Annotated in this window: 11 protein-coding genes, 1 tRNA gene and 2 pseudogenes; 3 read left to right on the top strand and 11 right to left on the bottom strand. The window is 67.4% G+C overall.

The genetic code is table 11. The features are described from left to right. Window positions 1-24 precede the first annotated feature (24 nt). Both ABD022_RS05510 and ABD022_RS05505 read right to left on the bottom strand, forming a co-directional pair. The gene (locus ABD022_RS05510) at window positions 25-459 is read right to left on the bottom strand and encodes a GNAT family N-acetyltransferase (protein ID WP_343820429.1); all 435 of its coding nucleotides are present in this window, start codon (window positions 457-459) and stop codon (window positions 25-27) included. 18 nt (window positions 460-477) lie between these two features. Next, window positions 478-1,086, bottom strand: a pseudogene (locus tag ABD022_RS05505) (YqiA/YcfP family alpha/beta fold hydrolase); the annotation flags it as partial. Window positions 1,087-1,246: 160 nt separating this feature from the next. Between ABD022_RS05505 and ABD022_RS05500 the strand changes: the two are divergent. Both ABD022_RS05500 and ABD022_RS05495 read left to right on the top strand, forming a co-directional pair. Next, window positions 1,247-1,960 carry a helix-turn-helix domain-containing protein gene (locus ABD022_RS05500; RefSeq protein WP_325127382.1) on the top strand — a complete coding sequence of 238 codons (714 nt, stop codon included), beginning with the start codon at window positions 1,247-1,249 and terminating at the stop codon, window positions 1,958-1,960. A gap of 102 nt (window positions 1,961-2,062) precedes the next feature. Further along, a complete protein-coding gene (locus ABD022_RS05495; protein ID WP_325127384.1) occupies window positions 2,063-2,977 on the top strand; it encodes a DMT family transporter in 915 nt (304 codons plus the stop codon). A 111-nt stretch (window positions 2,978-3,088) separates the two neighbouring features. Here the strand turns inward: ABD022_RS05495 and typA are convergent, their stop codons facing one another. The 8 genes and pseudogenes from typA to scpB all read right to left on the bottom strand — a co-directional run. After that, window positions 3,089-4,912: a translational GTPase TypA gene (gene typA / locus ABD022_RS05490; RefSeq protein ID WP_325127386.1), complete on the bottom strand. Its 1,824-nt coding sequence runs from the start codon at window positions 4,910-4,912 to the stop codon at window positions 3,089-3,091. After that, a complete protein-coding gene (truB, locus tag ABD022_RS05485) occupies window positions 4,909-5,667 on the bottom strand; it encodes a tRNA pseudouridine(55) synthase TruB (RefSeq protein ID WP_343820387.1) in 759 nt (252 codons plus the stop codon). The genes typA and truB overlap by 4 nt, the downstream gene beginning before the upstream one ends. A gap of 34 nt (window positions 5,668-5,701) precedes the next feature. Then, entirely contained in the window at window positions 5,702-6,112 is a 411-nt protein-coding gene (rbfA, locus tag ABD022_RS05480) for a 30S ribosome-binding factor RbfA (protein WP_325127390.1), read from the bottom strand. 16 nt (window positions 6,113-6,128) lie between these two features. Then, window positions 6,129-9,020, bottom strand: a complete 2,892-nt coding sequence (gene infB, locus ABD022_RS05475) for a translation initiation factor IF-2 (protein ID WP_325127392.1) — start codon at window positions 9,018-9,020, stop codon at window positions 6,129-6,131. A gap of 55 nt (window positions 9,021-9,075) precedes the next feature. After that, window positions 9,076-10,560 carry a transcription termination factor NusA gene (nusA, locus tag ABD022_RS05470; protein WP_325127394.1) on the bottom strand — a complete coding sequence of 495 codons (1,485 nt, stop codon included), beginning with the start codon at window positions 10,558-10,560 and terminating at the stop codon, window positions 9,076-9,078. Beyond that, window positions 10,557-11,027 carry a ribosome maturation factor RimP gene (gene rimP, locus ABD022_RS05465; protein ID WP_325127395.1) on the bottom strand — a complete coding sequence of 157 codons (471 nt, stop codon included), beginning with the start codon at window positions 11,025-11,027 and terminating at the stop codon, window positions 10,557-10,559. Before rimP ends, nusA begins: the two co-directional genes overlap by 4 nt. A gap of 259 nt (window positions 11,028-11,286) precedes the next feature. Continuing rightward, window positions 11,287-12,897 (bottom strand): pseudouridine synthase, encoded by a 1,611-nt coding sequence (locus tag ABD022_RS05460; RefSeq protein ID WP_325127397.1) that lies wholly within the window; start codon window positions 12,895-12,897, stop codon window positions 11,287-11,289. A gap of 46 nt (window positions 12,898-12,943) precedes the next feature. Beyond that, window positions 12,944-13,552: pseudogene (scpB, locus tag ABD022_RS05455) on the bottom strand (SMC-Scp complex subunit ScpB); the annotation flags it as partial. Window positions 13,553-13,619: 67 nt separating this feature from the next. Here scpB and ABD022_RS05450 point away from each other — a divergent pair. After that, window positions 13,620-13,696, top strand: a tRNA-Met gene (locus ABD022_RS05450). 64 nt (window positions 13,697-13,760) lie between these two features. Here the strand turns inward: ABD022_RS05450 and ABD022_RS05445 are convergent. Further along, window positions 13,761-16,889 carry a bifunctional diguanylate cyclase/phosphodiesterase gene (locus ABD022_RS05445; RefSeq protein WP_343820384.1) on the bottom strand — a complete coding sequence of 1,043 codons (3,129 nt, stop codon included), beginning with the start codon at window positions 16,887-16,889 and terminating at the stop codon, window positions 13,761-13,763. Window positions 16,890-16,932: the final 43 nt, after the last annotated feature.

Genomic DNA, 16,932 nt, shown 5'->3' with positions numbered 1-16,932 from the left:
GCGGGCAATGAAGCCCGGCGATGCTCAGAACCGCCGCCGCATCACGCGATGCGGAATGCCCGCATCCATGAAGGTTCCGCCTTCCTCCACGAAGCCATGGCGGGCGTAGAAGGGGCGTGCGTGCAGCTGCGCATCCAGCACGACCTCTGCGTCGCCACGGCGGCGTGCGGCATCCATCAGCGCATTCAGCAGCAACGAGCCGACGCCCTGGCCGCGCCAGGCCTTGCGCACGGCCATGCGGCCGATGTGGCCGTCGGGCAGCAAACGGCCGGTGCCCATGGCCTGACCGTCGGCATCGTAGGCAACGGCGTGCAGGCACTGCGCGTCGCGGGCATCCAGTTCCTCTTCCAGCGGCACCTGCTGCTCCTGCACGAAGACCTCCAGGCGGATGCGGCCGGCTTCGGCGCCCAGGTCTTCCCAGGCGCCGGTGACGACCCGGCGCCCCGAAGCGGACTGCATTGCAGCCGGCATGGCGCCGCCCAGGGCGAATTCAAGCACCTCGGGCAGCCAGTCGGCGAAATCCGAAATGCCGTGGTCGCTGCCTTCGATGATGCGCTGCCGGCTGCCGGCGAAACGGTCCCGCATTTCCCGCCAGTCCAGGACCTCGTCGCCGGTGGCGGCCAGCAGGAAATAGCGTTCCGGACGGGTCAGTACCGGGATGTCGGCCTCGGCTCGTGCCAGCTCGTCCACATGCCCCGGCAGGAATTCGAAAGGCTCGTCGCCGTGAAAAGTGCGGTGCGAGCCAACCTGGGTGGACAGATCGCGCGCTGCATGGACGACGGGATTGAGCAGCACGGCGCGACAGCCCAGGCGCTCGGCCAGCCAGGTGGCGTAGAAACCGCCCAGGGACGAGCCGATGACGGTCAGGCGGTCCGCCGGGCTGTCATCGCCGCCACCGACCGCCGCCGGGGCGCCCAGCCGATCGCGCAACAGTCCCAGCGCCAGATCCAACGCGGCAGCCGGGCTGGCCGGCAGTTGGGGGCAGCACCAGTCGGCCGCCAGGCCGCGCTCGGCCATCGCCCCGGCCATCAGTCGGGCCTTGGCGGAATCGGGAGATGATCGGAATCCGTGCAGGTAGAGAATCATGGTGTCCAGCCGGGGCGCGGCATTCCGGGCGCCCGGCGGCGCGCGACGGAGCCGCGCATCCATTGTAAGCGGCCCCGTGCGGCCACGGCGATGCCCACGCCCGGCTTCCCGAGGCGGGCCCGGCATACCATCCGCCGCACCGCGGGAAGCGGTAAGATCGATGCATCGCATTCACGTCCACGCCTTCATTCACCCCGCCATGCCGCTTCTCGAACCGGTCAGCACGCTGCGCGATTACGACGGACAGGCCCATGTCCACATCCACGATCACGCCCAGGTGATGATGCCGCTGGCCGGCCGCATGGAGCTGGAAATCGACGGGCATGCCCTGTTCACCGATCCGTCCTGCGGGATGCTGATCCCGGCCGGTGCCCGCCACGCCTATTGCGCACAGCCCGGCACCCGCATCCTGGTGATCGACGCCCCCGAATCCCGTGGGCTGGAAAAGCTGCGGCGATTCGCCCTGACGCCCGCATGCCGTGCCCTGGGCAGCCAGGGCGACGCCGCGCGGCAGCTGGCCCTGCTGCTTGACCTGCCCACGGTACTGGCTTCGCGACGGGGCCTGGATCTGGCGCGCCTGGACGCCGCACTGGCCCAAGCGCTGCACGAATCCTGGCCGACAGCCCGCATGGCCCGGCTGTTCAACCTCAGCCCGCAGCGGTTCCATGCCCGCCTGCTGGAACTGACCGGCCGCACGCCGGGCGACCATCTGCGCGCCTTGCGGCTGGAACGCGCGAGCCAGGCGCTGGCACGGGGGGCCACCCTGGAAGTCGTCGCCGCGCAAGTCGGCTACCGCTCAGGCAGCGCCCTGGCCTATGCACTGCGCCGCGACCGCGGAACAGGCGTCCGCTCGCTCCGGCAGACCGCTTCCTGAAACACCACGGCGCGGCCGGCCGAGCCGTCCGCTGCCCATGCACAGCGAAACCACGAGCGTTTCTCGACAGAAGCCCGGCGGCAACGCTGCCATCATGGCGACATGAGCACGCTACCGGATTCATCTCGATCATCCCTTCCCGACAGCCCCCTGAAAGGCATCCTGCTGGTGCTGGGCGCCGGCATCCTGTGGGGCACCACGGGCACGGCCCAGAGTTTCTCCGACGCCACCCTGTCGCCCTACTGGGTGGGCGCCCTGCGCCTGCTGATCGCCGCCCTCTTCTTCCTGGCCTATGCCGGCTCGATCAACGGGCTGCCCCACCTGGGCAGGCAACTGGCCGGCCTGGACTGGCGCCGCGCCCTCTGGGCCGGCGCGTGCATGGCGGGCTACAACCTGACGTTCTTCGCAGGGGTGAAGGCCACCGGCGTGGCGGTGGGCACGGCGCTGGCCATCGGCAGCGGCCCGATCTGGGCCGGAATATTGCAACTGGCCGCCGGCGCGCGCCCCGCACCCGGCTGGTGGGCGGGCACGCTGGTGGCGGTCGGTGGCGGCGTATTGCTGGTGTTCGGGCGCAGCGGCGACATCCAGGCCGATCCGCTGGGCATCGTCCTGTGCCTGGCTTCGGGCCTGACCTACGCGCTCTACACCTTGCTGAACAAGAACCTGGTCCAGCACGCATCCCCGGCCGTCGCCACGCTGGGCGTGTTCCTGGTGGGTGCCCTGCTGGCGCTGCCGATCGCGGGGATCTGGGCCGGGCCGCTGCAGATCACGGTCTCGGGCTGGCTGATGGTCGGCTTCCTGGGCATCGCCTCGACGGGGGTTGCCTATCTGCTGTTCACCACCGGCCTGCGCAGCATCAGCGCCGCCAGCGGGGTGTCGCTGGCCCTGATGGAACCCCTCACCGCCTTCCTGCTGGCACTGGCGGTCGTGGGCGAACGGCCCGGCACGCTGGCCTACGCCGGCCTGGCGGCGCTGCTGGCCGGGCTGGCCCTGGTGATCCGGGCCGAAACCCGGTAAGGCGCATGCGCGAGACTGCACGGCCCACATGCAAAGACCCCGCCAGAAAAGCGGGGTCTTTGCATTCTGCTGCCTGCGGACCGGTCTGATCCCGGCCGCGCGCCCGGCCGATCAGGCCGATTCGCGCAGGCTGCGGCGGCGCTCGTGCTCCTGCAGGTAGCGCTTGCGAAGCCGGATCGACTTGGGCGTGACTTCGACCAGTTCATCGTCGGCGATGAATTCCACCGCGTATTCCAGGCTCAGGGCGATGGGCGGCACCAGATCGATGTGTTCGTCCTTGCCGGAGGCGCGCACGTTGGTCAGCTTCTTTTCCTTGATGGGGTTGACCACCAGGTCGTTGTCGCGCGAATGGATGCCGATGATCATGCCTTCATAGACCGGATCCTGAGGCGACACGAACATGCGGCCGCGCTCCTGCAGCTTCCACAGGGCGTAGGCCACGGCGGTACCATCGTCCTGGCTGATCAGCACGCCGTTGCGGCGCTCGCCGACACCGCCCTCGCGCACCGGCGCGTAGTCGTCGAAGATATGGCTCATCAGGCCCGTTCCGCGCGTGAGCGTCAGGAATTCGCTCTGGAAGCCGATCAGGCCGCGCGCGGGAATCCGGTATTCCAGGCGGGTACGGCCACGCCCATCGGGCTGCATGTCCTGCAGATCGCCCTTGCGCCGACCCAGTTCTTCCATCACGCCGCCCTGGTGCGCGTCTTCCACGTCCACCGTCAGCAATTCATACGGCTCGCACTTCACGCCGTCGATTTCCTTGAACATCACGCGCGGACGCGACACGGCCAGCTCGTAGCCCTCGCGGCGCATGTTTTCCAGCAGGATGGTCAGGTGCAGTTCGCCCCGGCCGCAGACCTCGAACACGGTGTCGTCGTCGGTATCGTTCACGCGCAGGGCAACGTTGGACTTCAGCTCGCGGTCCAGGCGGTCGCGCAACTGGCGGCTGGTGACGAACTTGCCTTCGCGCCCGGCCAGCGGCGAGGTATTGACCATGAAATTCATGGTCAGCGTGGGCTCGTCGATACGCAGCATCGGCAGGGCTTCCTGCACGGCCGGGTCCATCAGGGTGCAACCGATGCCGATATCCTCGATGCCGTTGATCAGCACGATGTCGCCGGCTTCGGCCTCGTTCACCAGCTCGCGTTCCAGGCCCTTGAACTTCAGCACCTGGTTGACGCGGCCCTTGAAGGCCTCGCCGTCGTCGGGACCGAACTTCACGGCCACGTCCTGACCCGCGCGCAGGCGGCCCCGGTTGATGCGGCCCACGCCGATCTTGCCGACGTAGCTGCTGTAGTCCAGGGAAATGATCTGCATCTGCAGCGGCCCGTCGGAATCGTCGTCGCGCTGCGGCACATATTTCAGGATGGCCTCGAACAGCGGGCGCATGTCGCCAGAACGCACGTCGTCGGTCAGCCCGGCGTAGCCCGACAGCCCCGAGGCATAGATCACGGGGAAATCCAGCTGCTCTTCCGTGGCACCCAGCTTGTCGAACAGATCGAAGGTGGCGTTGACCACGAAATCCGGGCGCGCGCCCGGGCGATCGACCTTGTTGACCACCACGATGGGCTTCAGGCCCAGGGCCAGCGCCTTGCGCGTGACGAAGCGGGTCTGGGGCATCGGGCCTTCGACGGCATCGACCAGCAGCAACACGCCGTCCACCATGGACAGCACGCGCTCGACCTCGCCGCCGAAGTCGGCGTGGCCCGGGGTGTCGATGATGTTGATGTGCGTGCCTTCGTATTCGACGGCGCAGTTCTTGGCCAGGATGGTGATGCCGCGCTCGCGCTCGATGTCGCCCGAATCCATGACCCGCTCGGACACCTGCTGGTTGTCGCGGAAGGTGCCGGACTGCCGCAGCAGCTGGTCGACGAGAGTGGTTTTGCCATGGTCCACGTGGGCAATGATGGCCACGTTGCGCAAAGCTCGTTTCATAAGGTTTTTTCCTCGGTGGAAGCGCTTGCCGGACGCAGTCCGTCAGGCAAGGCGTGTAAAGGGATCAGCGCCGTCGCCGGCGCTTCCATGGCCTGCAGGGCTTCGAGCCTCACGGCCTGCTCGATCGAGAACGGCCCGACGGCGGTGCGCCGCAAGGCCGACAGGTGCGCCAGGCAGCCCAGGCTGCGGCCGATGTCCTGCGCCAGGGTGCGCACGTACGTGCCCTTGCTGCAATGCACCCGCAGCCGGGCACTGCGGCCGTCGCAGGCCAGCAGGTCGAGCGCGTGGATCACGATCCTGCGCGGCGGACGGTCCAGCTCGATGCCCTGGCGGGCATATTCGTACAGCGGCTTGCCGTCGCGCTTGAGTGCCGACACCATGGGCGGCACCTGCTCGATCTCGCCCCGGAATGCGGGCAGCACGGATTCCAGCGTGTCGGCGTCCACGCCGGCGAAATCATCCGGCGCGCGCGCCGTGATGTGGCCGGTCAGGTCGCCGCTGTCGGTTTCCTCGCCGAAGGCCAGGGTCGCTTCGTAGACCTTGTCGGCCTCCAGCATGGCGGCGGAAATCTTGGTCGCACGGCCGAAGCAGCAGATCAGCAGGCCCGTGGCGAACGGGTCCAGCGTACCGGTATGGCCCGCCTTGCGGGCGTCCACGGTACGCTTGGCGCGCTGCAGCGCATGGTTGCTCGACAGGCCCTCCGGTTTGTCCAGCAACAGGACTCCATCGAGCATCTGCCCGCGTCGGGAAGCCATCGTTCAATCCGTCCAGATGAGTGACGACCGCCCTTCAGGGCTGGCCGTCCGGGTCTTCGAGTTCGGGAATGTCCGAAACGCCCGCCTGGGGACGGTTGGCCCGATCAATCAGTTGCGTGAGCTCGATGCCGCGTGCCAGCTGCGCGTCGTGCACGAAACGCAGGGTCGGCACCGTATGGATGTGCAACATCCGGAACAGCTGCGAATGCAGCCAGCCCGCCTTGTCGTTCAACGCCTGGGCGGCTGTTTCGGGCTCGGCGCCCAGCACGGTGAAGTAGACCTTGGCATGGGCGTAGTCGGCCGACAGATCGACGCCGGTGAGCGTGATCAGGCCGGCGCGCGCGACGTCGAGCTCGCGCTGCACCAGGGCCGCCAGATCCTTCTGGATCTGGTCGGCCAGGCGCATGTTGCGTCCGGGATTCGGCTTGGATTTATGACGGCCCATGATTCATGCCGCACGATCAGAGCGTGCGGGCGACTTCCTTGATTTCGAAGACTTCGAGCTGATCGCCGATCTGGATGTCGTTGTTGCCCTTGAGCGTGATCCCGCAATCGAAGCCGGACTTGACTTCCTTGACGTCGTCCTTGAAGCGGCGCAGGGAATCCAGCGAGCCGGTCCAGTGGACCACGTGGTTGCGCAGCAGGCGGACCTGAGAATCGCGGCGTACCACGCCTTCGAGCACCATGCAGCCGGCAATGTTGCCGACCTTGGATACGGTGAAGATCTCGCGGATCTCGACCAGGCCGATGACTTCCTCGCGCTTTTCAGGCGCCAGCATGCCCGACATGGCGTTGCGCACGTCGTCGATCGCGTCGTAGATGATGTTGTAGTAGCGCAGGTCGATGTCGTTGGTTTCGGCCAGCTTCTTGGCCGGAGCGTCGGCCCGGACATTGAAGCCGATCACCACGGCGCCCGAGGCGATCGCCAGGTTGACGTCGCTTTCGGAAATGCCACCCACGGCCGCATGCACGACCTGCACCCGGACCTCGTCGGTGGACAGCTTGAGCAGCGACTGCACCAGGGCTTCCTGGGACCCCTGGACATCGGTCTTGACGATCAGCGGCAGCGTGCGCACGCCTTCGCCCAGGTTGTCGAACATGGATTCCAGCTTGGCAGCCTGCTGGCGGGCGAGCTTGACGTCGCGGAACTTGCCCTGGCGGAACAGCGCGATCTCGCGTGCCTTGCGTTCGTCGTTCAGGACCAGGACCTCGTCGCCGGCGGCCGGAACCTCGGCCAGGCCCTGGATCTCGACCGGGGTCGAGGGGCCGGCTTCGGAGGTAGGCTTGCCGGTGTCGTTCAGCATGGCACGCACCCGGCCGTAGGCCACGCCCGCCAGCACGGCATCGCCGCGATGCAGGGTGCCGCTCTGGACCAGGATGGTGGCCACGGGACCGCGGCCCTTGTCCAGCCGGGCCTCGATGACGATGCCCTTGGCGGGCGCGTCGACGGGCGCCTTGAGTTCCAGGATCTCGGCCTGCAGCAGGACATTTTCCAGCAGTTCGTCGATACCCTGGCCGGTCTTGGCCGACACGGGGATGAAGGGCACGTCGCCGCCGTATTCTTCCGGCACGACTTCCTCGGCCACCAGTTCCTGCTTGACGCGCTCGGGGTTGGCTTCCGGCTTGTCGATCTTGTTGATCGCCACCACCAGGGGGACATTGGCCGCACGGGCGTGGTGGATGGCTTCCTTGGTCTGGGGCATGACCCCGTCGTCGGCCGCCACCACCAGGATGACGATGTCGGTGGCCTGGGCGCCGCGGGCACGCATGGCCGTGAAGGCCTCGTGGCCCGGGGTGTCGAGGAAGGCCACCACACCGCGATCGGTCTTGACGCTGTAGGCGCCGATATGCTGGGTGATGCCGCCGGCCTCACCCGTGGCGACCTTGGTGCGGCGGATATAGTCCAGCAGCGAGGTCTTGCCGTGGTCGACGTGGCCCATGACGGTGACGACCGGCGCGCGCGGCAGGGCCTCGGCCTCGTCGGAGGTTTCCGTGTCGGCCAGGAAGGCTTCCGGATCGTCCAGCTTTGCGGCGATGGCGGTATGGCCCAGTTCCTCGACCACGATCATGGCGGTTTCCTGGTCCAGGATCTGGTTGATGGTGACCATCTGGCCCAGCTTCATCAGATGCTTGATGACCTCGGCCGCCTTCACGGACATCTTGTGGGCCAGATCGGCGACGGAAATCGTTTCGGGCACGTGGATTTCACGCGCGATGAATTCGGCCTGCATCGGTTCCTGGTGCTCGGCCTGACGGCGTCCCTTGCCGCGCGCGCCCTTGCTTCCGCGGCTGCCGGCCTTGCCACCCGCGCGCCAGGCATCCCGCCCGGAGCCGGCCGACAGCGTATCGGCCTTGGAAGGCTTCTTGCGGCCGTCGTTGGACCAGCTCGAGGACACGTCGGCCGCCTTGATGACCTTCTTGCCTTCGGATTCCTTCTTGACGGAGGCCTTGGTGCCGGCGGGCTTGTGCAGCGTGCCGGTGGTGGGCGTTTCCTCGGGCTCGGGCGCGCGCAGGACCTTGCGCGGCTGGCGCATCATTTCGCGCAGGGCCGCGGCCTCGGCTTCGGCGGCGCGGCGGGCGCGTTCGCGGTCGGCATCGGCAGGCGCCCTGCGTGCCTTGCCCGGCGTGGCCTGGGGCGCGGACACCGGCGCGGAAGACGCAGGTTCGGCTCGCGGCGCGGGCTCGGGGGCCGGCGCCGGTTCGGAAATGGCAGGAGCCGGCTCGGCCGCGGCAGCGGGCGCTTCGGTCTGGGGCTCGACGACAGGGGTTTCGCTCACGATGTCCTGTTTTGTTTCGGTCGGGGCCTCGGCCTCGGCGGGTTCTTGCTGTGCGGGAGTCTCGTCCGCCACGGGAGCAGCCGGCGCTTCGGCCGGAGCCTGGGGCGCGACGGGTTCCGCGAGACGGGTGGCCGCCGGTTCGGAGACGGTCTGGTCAGCCGCAGCCACGGCCTGCTGGGCCGGTGCCGGCTCGGGCTGGGGCGCGGGCGCCGGGGCCGCCGCTGCAGCAGCCGCAGCCTGGGCGGCGGCTTCGGCGCGGGCGGCCTCGACCAGCTCGGAGCGGTCGCGCTTGACCAGCACGCGCTTCTTGCGGACCTCGACCTGGATCGTGCGCGACCGGCCGGAGCTGTCCGCCTGGTGGATTTCCGACGTCTTGCGGCGCGTCAGCACGACCTTCTTGCCCGTGTCGGAGCCGTGCGAACGCCGCAGGGATTCGAGCAGGGCGCTCTTGTCTGCTTCGGTCACGTCGGCGTTCACCGAATCCAGCTCGACGCCGGCCGAGCGGAAATGATCCAGCAGGACGTTGGCGGGCATGTTCAGTTCTTCGGCGAATTGGGCGACGGTGTTACTCGGCATTCGACTCTCTCTTTGACTACGTTGATGGGCTGCGTGGCTCGATGCGACGAAGGAATCAGGCTTCGTCGTCCTCGAACCAGTGGGCCCGCGCCTGCATGATCATGTCGCTGGCAGCGTCCTCGGGCAGCCCGGTCAGTTCGGCCAGCTCGTCCGCGGCCAGTTCGGCCAGGTCGTCCAGCGTGGTGATGCCGTTCTCGGCCAGCTTCGCCACCAGGGCCGGGTCCATGCCCTTGATTTCCAGCAGATCGCGGGCGGTCTGCACGCGCTCTTCCTGGGCGATGGCCTCGGTCAGCAGGGCATTGCGCGCACGCGTGCGCAGCTCATTGACGGTTTCCTCGTCGAATGCCTCGATGTCCAGCAGTTCCTGCAGGGGCACATAGGCGATTTCCTCGAGGCCGGTGAAGCCTTCGTCGATGAGGATGTCGGCGACTTCCTCATCCACGTCGAGCTTCGTGATGAAGGTATGACGCAGCGCGGCGCGTTCGGCATCCTGGCGGCTCTGGCTTTCCTCGGGCGTCATGATGTTGATCTGCCAGCCGGTCAGCTCGGATGCCAGGCGGACGTTCTGACCGCGTGCACCAATGGCCTTGGGCAGGTTTTCCTCGTCGACCACCACGTCCATCGCGTGCTTGTCCTCGTCCACCAGAATGGACTCGACATGCGCCGGCGCCAGCGCGCCGATCACGAATTCCGCCGGGTCGTCAGCCCACAGGACGATGTCCACCTGCTCGCCGCCGAGTTCGTTGCGCACGGCCGTGACGCGCGAACCGCGCATGCCCACGCAGGTACCGATCGGATCGATGCGCTTATCGTACGCCACGACGGCGATTTTCGCACGCACGCCCGGGTCGCGCGCCGCTGCCTTGATCTCGAGCAGGCCCTGCTCGATCTCGGGAACTTCATTTTCGAACAGCTCGCGGATGAAGTCGGGCGAGGTGCGCGACAGGATCACCTGCTGGCCACGCGCCGCGTGATCGACCTTGAGGACGTAGGCGCGCACCCGGTCGCCGGCACGGATGTTTTCCTTGGGGATCATCTCGGTGCGCGGCAGGCGCGCCTCGACCTTGCCGATCTCGACGATGGCATCGCCCTTGTCCAGGCGCTTGACCGTGCCGGACACGATGGTCTCGCCGCGGTCCAGGAAGTCGTTCAGCACCTGCTCGCGCTCGGCATCGCGAATCTTCTGCAGGATCGCCTGCTTGGCGGCCTGCGCACCGATGCGGCCGAACTCGATCGGCTCGAGGGGTTCCTCGATGTATTCCCCCACTTCGATGCCCGGCACGATGTCCTGGGCGTCGGTATAGAGTTCCTGGGCATCGGGCTCCTGCAGGCCTGCCTCGTCGGGCACGACCAGCCAGCGGCGGAAGCCTTCGTGCTCGCCGGTCTGGCGGTCGATGGCCACGCGGATGTCCACGTCTTCCTTGAACCGCTTTTTCATGGCCGAGGCCAGCGCGCTTTCGAGAGCGCCGAACACGACATCGCGTTCGACGTTTTTTTCACGCGCCAGGGCGTCGACCAACAGCAGAATTTCGCGACTCATCGCTTCTTACCCTTGAAATCGAGAACGGGGTCCAGACGGGCCCGGTCCACATCGTCAAAAGAAAACGTCAGCGTCCGCTGCTGGCCCGACTGGTCTTCCCAGTCCAGGCTGAGCACGGGCGGTTCATCAGCGCTGGCCCGCAGGATCCCGGTGAAGGTCTTGCGGGATTCGACCGGCTCGTGCAGGCGCAATTCGATGCGCTGGCCGGCGAAGCGGACGTAGTCCGCCAGGCGGCGCAGGGGCCGGTCCACGCCGGGGGAGCTGACCTCCAGGCGCTTGTAGTCGATGTTTTCGACTTCGAACACATGCGACAACTGGCGGGAAACCTGCTCGCAGTCCTCGATGCGAACCCCTTCGGGGCGATCGATGACCACACGCAAAAGCCCCAGGGGCGCGCGTTCCACATCGACCAATTCAACATCGAAACCCAGCAGGGCCTGCTGGGCGACCGTCAAGATATCCGCCATAAATTCCCAAAAAAAAGGGGCTGTCCCGCAGCCCTTTGTTCGCCCCGGGTGGAACCCGAAGCCCGTTCAGGAACCGCCGGCGACCCGCCCGCACCGGCCTGCTTGCGCACAAGAGCGCCCGCAAAGCCGGGGCAATGCACGGCAAGCCCCCGGTGGACACAGCACAAAGGTGCTGTAAAGCCTTACATTATAACAGCATTTCTTTGCCCGAAGACCATTTTTATGGAATCCGCCGCATGGCGGGATTTCCCCGCAATGATCAGCGGCCGCGGCCCAGGAACCCCAGCCGCGACTCGTGCGCATGCGCACCCCGGGGCTGACGTTCGCCCCCGCCGCCTGCCGGCTTGCGGGAAGCCTTGCCGCCCTGCTTGCGGGCGGGCTTCTGGGCTGCCTTCGGCGGACGCGCGGCTGCCTTGTCAGCCGGCACAGCCCCGGCCCCGCCCTGGGCAGGCTTGCCGGACCGGGACGGCTTTCCAGCTGGCTTTCCAGCCGGTTTGCCGGCGGCCTTGCCGGGCTTGCCGGGCCGAGCCGGCCGGTTTTCGGGCCGAGACCCCTGGGCATCGCCGCCATGGGCGCGGGACTTGGCCGGCTTGCGGCCGGGCTTCGCGGGCCGGTGCGACTTGTCGCCGTCCGGATGGCCGTTGGCCAGCCCGCCGCTGATCAGCAGCCCGGTGGTGAACGGGTCGATGGCGTTCTTGCGGCCACCCGACACTTTGCCCCGCCGATTCAGGCGCGCACCGTTCTGGCCGTTCTGGCCCGGCGTGCCGAAACCCGGCGGCAGGGCACTGGCGTGCGACAGCGGCTGGCGTTCGGCCTGGCCGTCGTCTTCGTCGGCGCCGCGCAGCAGGCCCAGCTGGACCATCAGGGCCCCGACCAGTTCGGAATCCAGCTCGTCCCAGCGCCCGCGCCGCAGGTTGGGCGGCAGCATCACATCGCCGAAACGCGTGCGGATCAGGCGGCTGACAGTCACCCCCGCTGCTTCGAACATGCGCCGCACCTCGCGGTTGCGACCTTCGCTGAGCGTGACGCGGTACCAGCGGTTGCTGCCTTCGCCGCCGATGTAGTCCAGGGAATTGAACCGCGCCTCTCCGTCTTCGAGCTGGATGCCGGCGGTCAGGCGGGCACGTTCCTGCTCGCCCAGTTCGCCCAGGACGCGAACGGCATATTCCCGCTCGGCGCCGAAGCGCGGATGCGAGAGCCGGTTGGCCAGGTCGCCCGAGGTCGTCAGGATCAGCAGTCCCTCGGTATTCAGGTCGAGGCGCCCCACCGAAAGCCATTTCCCCGTGCGGATGCGCGGCAGGCGCGCGAAGACGGAAGCCCGGCCTTCGGGGTCGTCGTGGCTGACGATCTCGCCGGCCGGCTTGTGATAGAGGATCACGCGGGGCAGCTTGCCCGCCTTGGGCCGCGTCACCAGGCGGCCATTGACCCGGACCTTGTCGTCGGGGCCGATGCGCTGGCCCACATGCGCCGGCTCGCCATTGACCGAAACGCGCCCGGCGATGATCAGTTCTTCCATGTCGCGCCGGGAACCGATCCCCGCGTCGGCCAGGACCTTGTGCAATTTCGGCATCAGGACGTCGCTGTTCAGGAAGCGGTCCAGGCGCCGGGCGGTCGGATGGGCATCCTTCAGATACCCCAGGGCGCGGTCGGCTTCTTCCGCGGAACCCGTGTCGATGGCCTCGGTCGGCTCGTCCCCCTGGCTGCCGGCGCCGTGCGCACCGCCCTGCTGGGCATCCCCACGGCGGCGGCGAAACGGCGTGCGCAGCTTGCGGCCCCGTGGCTTGCCGTTTTCCGGCCGGCTGTCGGCCGCGGACGGCGTTTCGGGCGCGCCTGCTTCGGCGCTCGGCATCGTTTCGATTTCTGCTGTCATGGGGTTCGGTGACTCCTACACAAAATTCCGTTCTTCATTCTTCCGGGCCGTGCGGCGCCGGCCCTGGCGGATCGTCGGCGGCATGCCCGGTGTCCGGCTCTTCCACCGCATCGAGCGCCAGCACGCCCAGGGCCTCTGCGGCGTCTTCCGCATCGAGGGCCGGCAGTTCGTCGAGCGCTCGCAGACCGAGATCATCGAGAAAGCGGCGCGTCGTTCCCAACAAGGCCGGTCGCCCCGGCGCATCGCGATAGCCCAGCGTTTCGATCCAGCCCCGATCTTCGAGGGTACGGATGATCTGGGCCGAGACCGTGACGCCGCGGATGTCCTCGATGTCCCCACGCGTCACGGGCTGCCGCCACGCGATGATGGCGAGCGTTTCGAGCACGGCACGAGAATAGCGAGGCGGTTTTTCCGGGTTCAGGCGCCCCAGGTAACGCTGCATGTCGGGACGGCTCTGGAAGCGCCAGCCGCTGGCGATCTGCACCAGTTCGAGCCCCCGTTCCTGCCAGTCGAGCTGCAGTGCAGCCAGATGGCGGCGGATGTCGTCCCCGGAAATCGTGTCTTCGAAGAGGCTGCGCAGATCAGTGACCGTGAGAGGCGCATCGGCGCACAACAAGGCCGTTTCCAATACGCGCAGGATTTCCGTTTCCGTCATTTTAACTTGAACTCCGATCGATTGCTTGCATTATTTTCGCAGACTTGCTATAGTCTTGTTTTCCAGACGCGGGGTGGAGCAGTCTGGCAGCTCGTCGGGCTCATAACCCGAAGGTCACAGGTTCAAATCCTGTCCCCGCAACCAGATTCAAGTACAGGCCGGATTCCCCTGGGATCCGGCCTGTATTCATTTTGGCGGCCTCTTTCACCTAGGCCTTGGCGCCGCGGGTGGGCGTGGCCCACCCCCGCACCAGGGCTTCGAATTCGGCCACCGGCAGCGGCCTGCTCAGCAGGTAGCCCTGCCAGGCATGGCAGTGATGGCGTTCCAGGAAGGCGCGCTGGGCCTCGGTTTCCACGCCCTCGGCAATCACCCGCAGGCCCAGGCTGATCCCCAGCGCGACGATGGTGCGCGCGATCGCCGCATCGTTGGGATCGGTCAGCACATCGCGCACAAAGCTCTGGTCGATCTTCAGCTGGTCGAGCGGCAACCGTTTCAGGTAGGCCAGCGACGAATAGCCGGTGCCGAAGTCGTCCAGCGAAAATCCCACGCCATGCCCCTTGAGCAGCATCATCTTGCGGATGGTGTCCTCGATATCCCGCAGCAGCAGCCCCTCGGTCAGCTCGAGTTCGAGCCGGCTGGCATCCGCGCCGGTTCCCGCCAGGGTAGCCAGGGTCTGATCGGCGAAGCCGGGCTGGTGGAACTGGTGCGGGCTGACGTTGACGGCCAGGCTCAGGTGCGCGAACACGGGATCCTGCGCCCAGCGGGCCAGCTGCTCGCAGGCGGTCCGCAGCACCCAGTCGCCCAGCGGCAGGATCTGGCCCGTTTCCTCGGCCAGGGGGATGAAGGCGGCGGGCGAGATGAAGCCATCCTGGGGGTGATGCCAGCGCAGCAGCGCCTCGCAGCCGACGATGCGGCCCCGGTCCACCTGGGGCTGGTAGAACAGCTCGAACTGACCCTGCTCCAGGCCGATGCGCATGTCCAGTTCCAGCGCGGCCCGCCGGTGCACCGCGGCCTGCATCAGGGGATCGTAGAAGCACAGGGTGTTGCGGCCCGCCGCCTTGGCCTGGTACATGGCCAGGTCGGCCCGCCTGAGATGCTCGTCCACCCCCTGCTCCAGCCCCTGGAACACCGCGGCCCCCATGCTGACGGTCGCATGGTAATGCCCCGCCCCCAGTTGATAGGGCGCGCTCAGCAGGGCCAGGAGGCGCTGGCCGATTTCCTCGGCCCGGGCGGCGGCTTCTTCGGGCGTGGCGCTCAGGTCATCGAGGACGATCACGAATTCGTCGTCTCCGTGCCTGGCCGCGGTATGGGCATCCGTCAGGCTGGTGCGCAGGCGCTCGGCGACCTGGCGCAGCACCAGGTCGCCGCTGTCGTGGCCCCGGGTTTCGTTCAAGGTCTTGAAATGGTCCAGGTCCAGCATCAACAGCGCCCCCCAGCGCTGGTGGCGCGCTGCCGACGCCAGCGTCTGCTGCAGCCTGTCCAGCAGCAGGCGGCGATTGGGCAGACCGGTCAGGGAATCATAGAAGGCCAGGTAGTTGATTTCTTCTTCGGCCGCCCGGCGCTGGGTCAGGTCTTCCAGGGTCAGCAGATAGTCCTCGCCCAGCAGGACCCCTGCGACCTCGACCGTCCGCCGGCTGCCGTCGCTGCACAGGATCCTGTATTCGCCCGCTGCGATCACGCCTTCGCCCGACTTCCGGGATGCTTCGCACAGGTGCGACCAGCGCGCGCGTGCACGCTCGCGGGTCTCGGGATCGGGACAGATGCGCGCCCACCAGGCATGCACGTCCGGAACGTCCTGCTCGGTGTAGCCGAAAATCTGCACGAACTGCCGGTTGCGGAAAGTGATGCGCTCATCGTGCTGCACCAGGCATACGCCCACCGGCAGGTGATCGAGGATGCTGCGCAGGTGCCGCTCCCGCTCCTGCAACGCATCCTGCATCCGGCGCCGCTCGCCGATGTCCTGGATGATGGCGACGTAGTAATCGGGCTCCTCGCCCGGCTGCCAGATGGGCGACACGGTCAGGTCCACCCAGATCGGTTCGCCGCCCTTGCGCAGGACGCGCTTTTCGAGCCGGAACTCGCGGATCTCGCCGGTCTGCAGCCGTTGCACCTGCTCCAGGCTCTCCGGCAGGTCGTCGGGGTGAGTCAGTTGCCGGAAATCGAGCTGCAGCAGGTCATCCCGCGCATAGCCCAGGATATCGCAATACTTCTGGTTGACACGCACCAGGCGGCCGGTCTTCGCGTCGGTGAGGCAGACACCGACCGCCGCCTGGTTGAAAATGGCTCGAAACCGCACCTGACTGCGCCGCAGGGCCTCGTGCGTGGAAGCGACCTCGGTGAAGGCACGTGCGCGCTGGCGCGCGAACAGGCCGGCAAGCGCCGCCAGGAGCAGCGTCAGGACCAGCCCCGCCCCGCCGACCCACCAGGGCATCATCCGCTCGGTGGAAGACAGCAGCGCGCGCCCGGGAGAAAAATCCAGGCGCCAGGTCCGGCCCATCACATCCAGGCGTCTGGAGTCCTGCAACCCCGAAGGCGCCGGCTCTGCGCCGTCCGGCGGCAGCACGGAGGAACCCAGCACGGCCGGCGTCTCCGGAATGCCGCGGGCACCGACATCTTGCAGCTGCAGCGAAAGGCCGCGCAGAAACCCTGACGCCCGGATGGCGTCCAGCATGTCGCCGACCCGCACCACGGCGGCGACTGCACCGATGAAACGTTCGCTCTCGCCATGATGGAAGACCGGGAAACGCAGGACGAACGCCATGCCGCCGTCCTTGTCCTGGACCAGGGGGAAAGGCGCCGAAGCCGCCGGAAGGCCCGTCGTCCGGGTCTTCAGCAGGGCCGCCAGGTTTGCGGGCTGCGAAGCGATGTCCAGCCCCCAGACATCCGGATTGCCTTCCCGGGGCCAGAGATATTCGACAACGTAATGATCCGTACCGCCGCTGCGCGGGTGCACGATCGGCGCCGCAGGATCCACGCCGGGAAAGCGGGCGCGCAGCCGCGATTCGTAGGCGGGCAGCTCGGCATGGGGCACCCAGCGCACGAAGGACAGGTTCACGAGTTCGGGATAGCTCTTGCGCACATCGTGCTGCGCCACGACCCGCTCGAACAGCGCATCGTCCAGGTCCGGATTGACCATGAACAGGTCCCTCAGCCCCGACACGACTTCGGAATAAGCCACGACCCGCTGGGCGATCGCATCGCTGGAAGAGCGGACCTCTTCGAAAAACCTGAGCTGGGCGATCGACCGGCCGGTTTCCCGTTGCTGCAGGACCAGCACATAGGTAAGGCCGAGCCCGAACACGACCGCTGCGAGGCCGGGAAACCAAAGGCTGAGCATTCGTCTTGCGGAAAATGCCGCCATGGGGCTCCTTGATCGAAAA

Origin of the sequence: Castellaniella daejeonensis, assembly GCF_039523555.1 — a bacterium.
Classification (GTDB): domain Bacteria; phylum Pseudomonadota; class Gammaproteobacteria; order Burkholderiales; family Burkholderiaceae_B; genus Castellaniella; species Castellaniella daejeonensis.
Note: the sequence above shows the minus strand (reverse complement) of the source record. Positions and strands in the feature narration are given on the sequence as shown.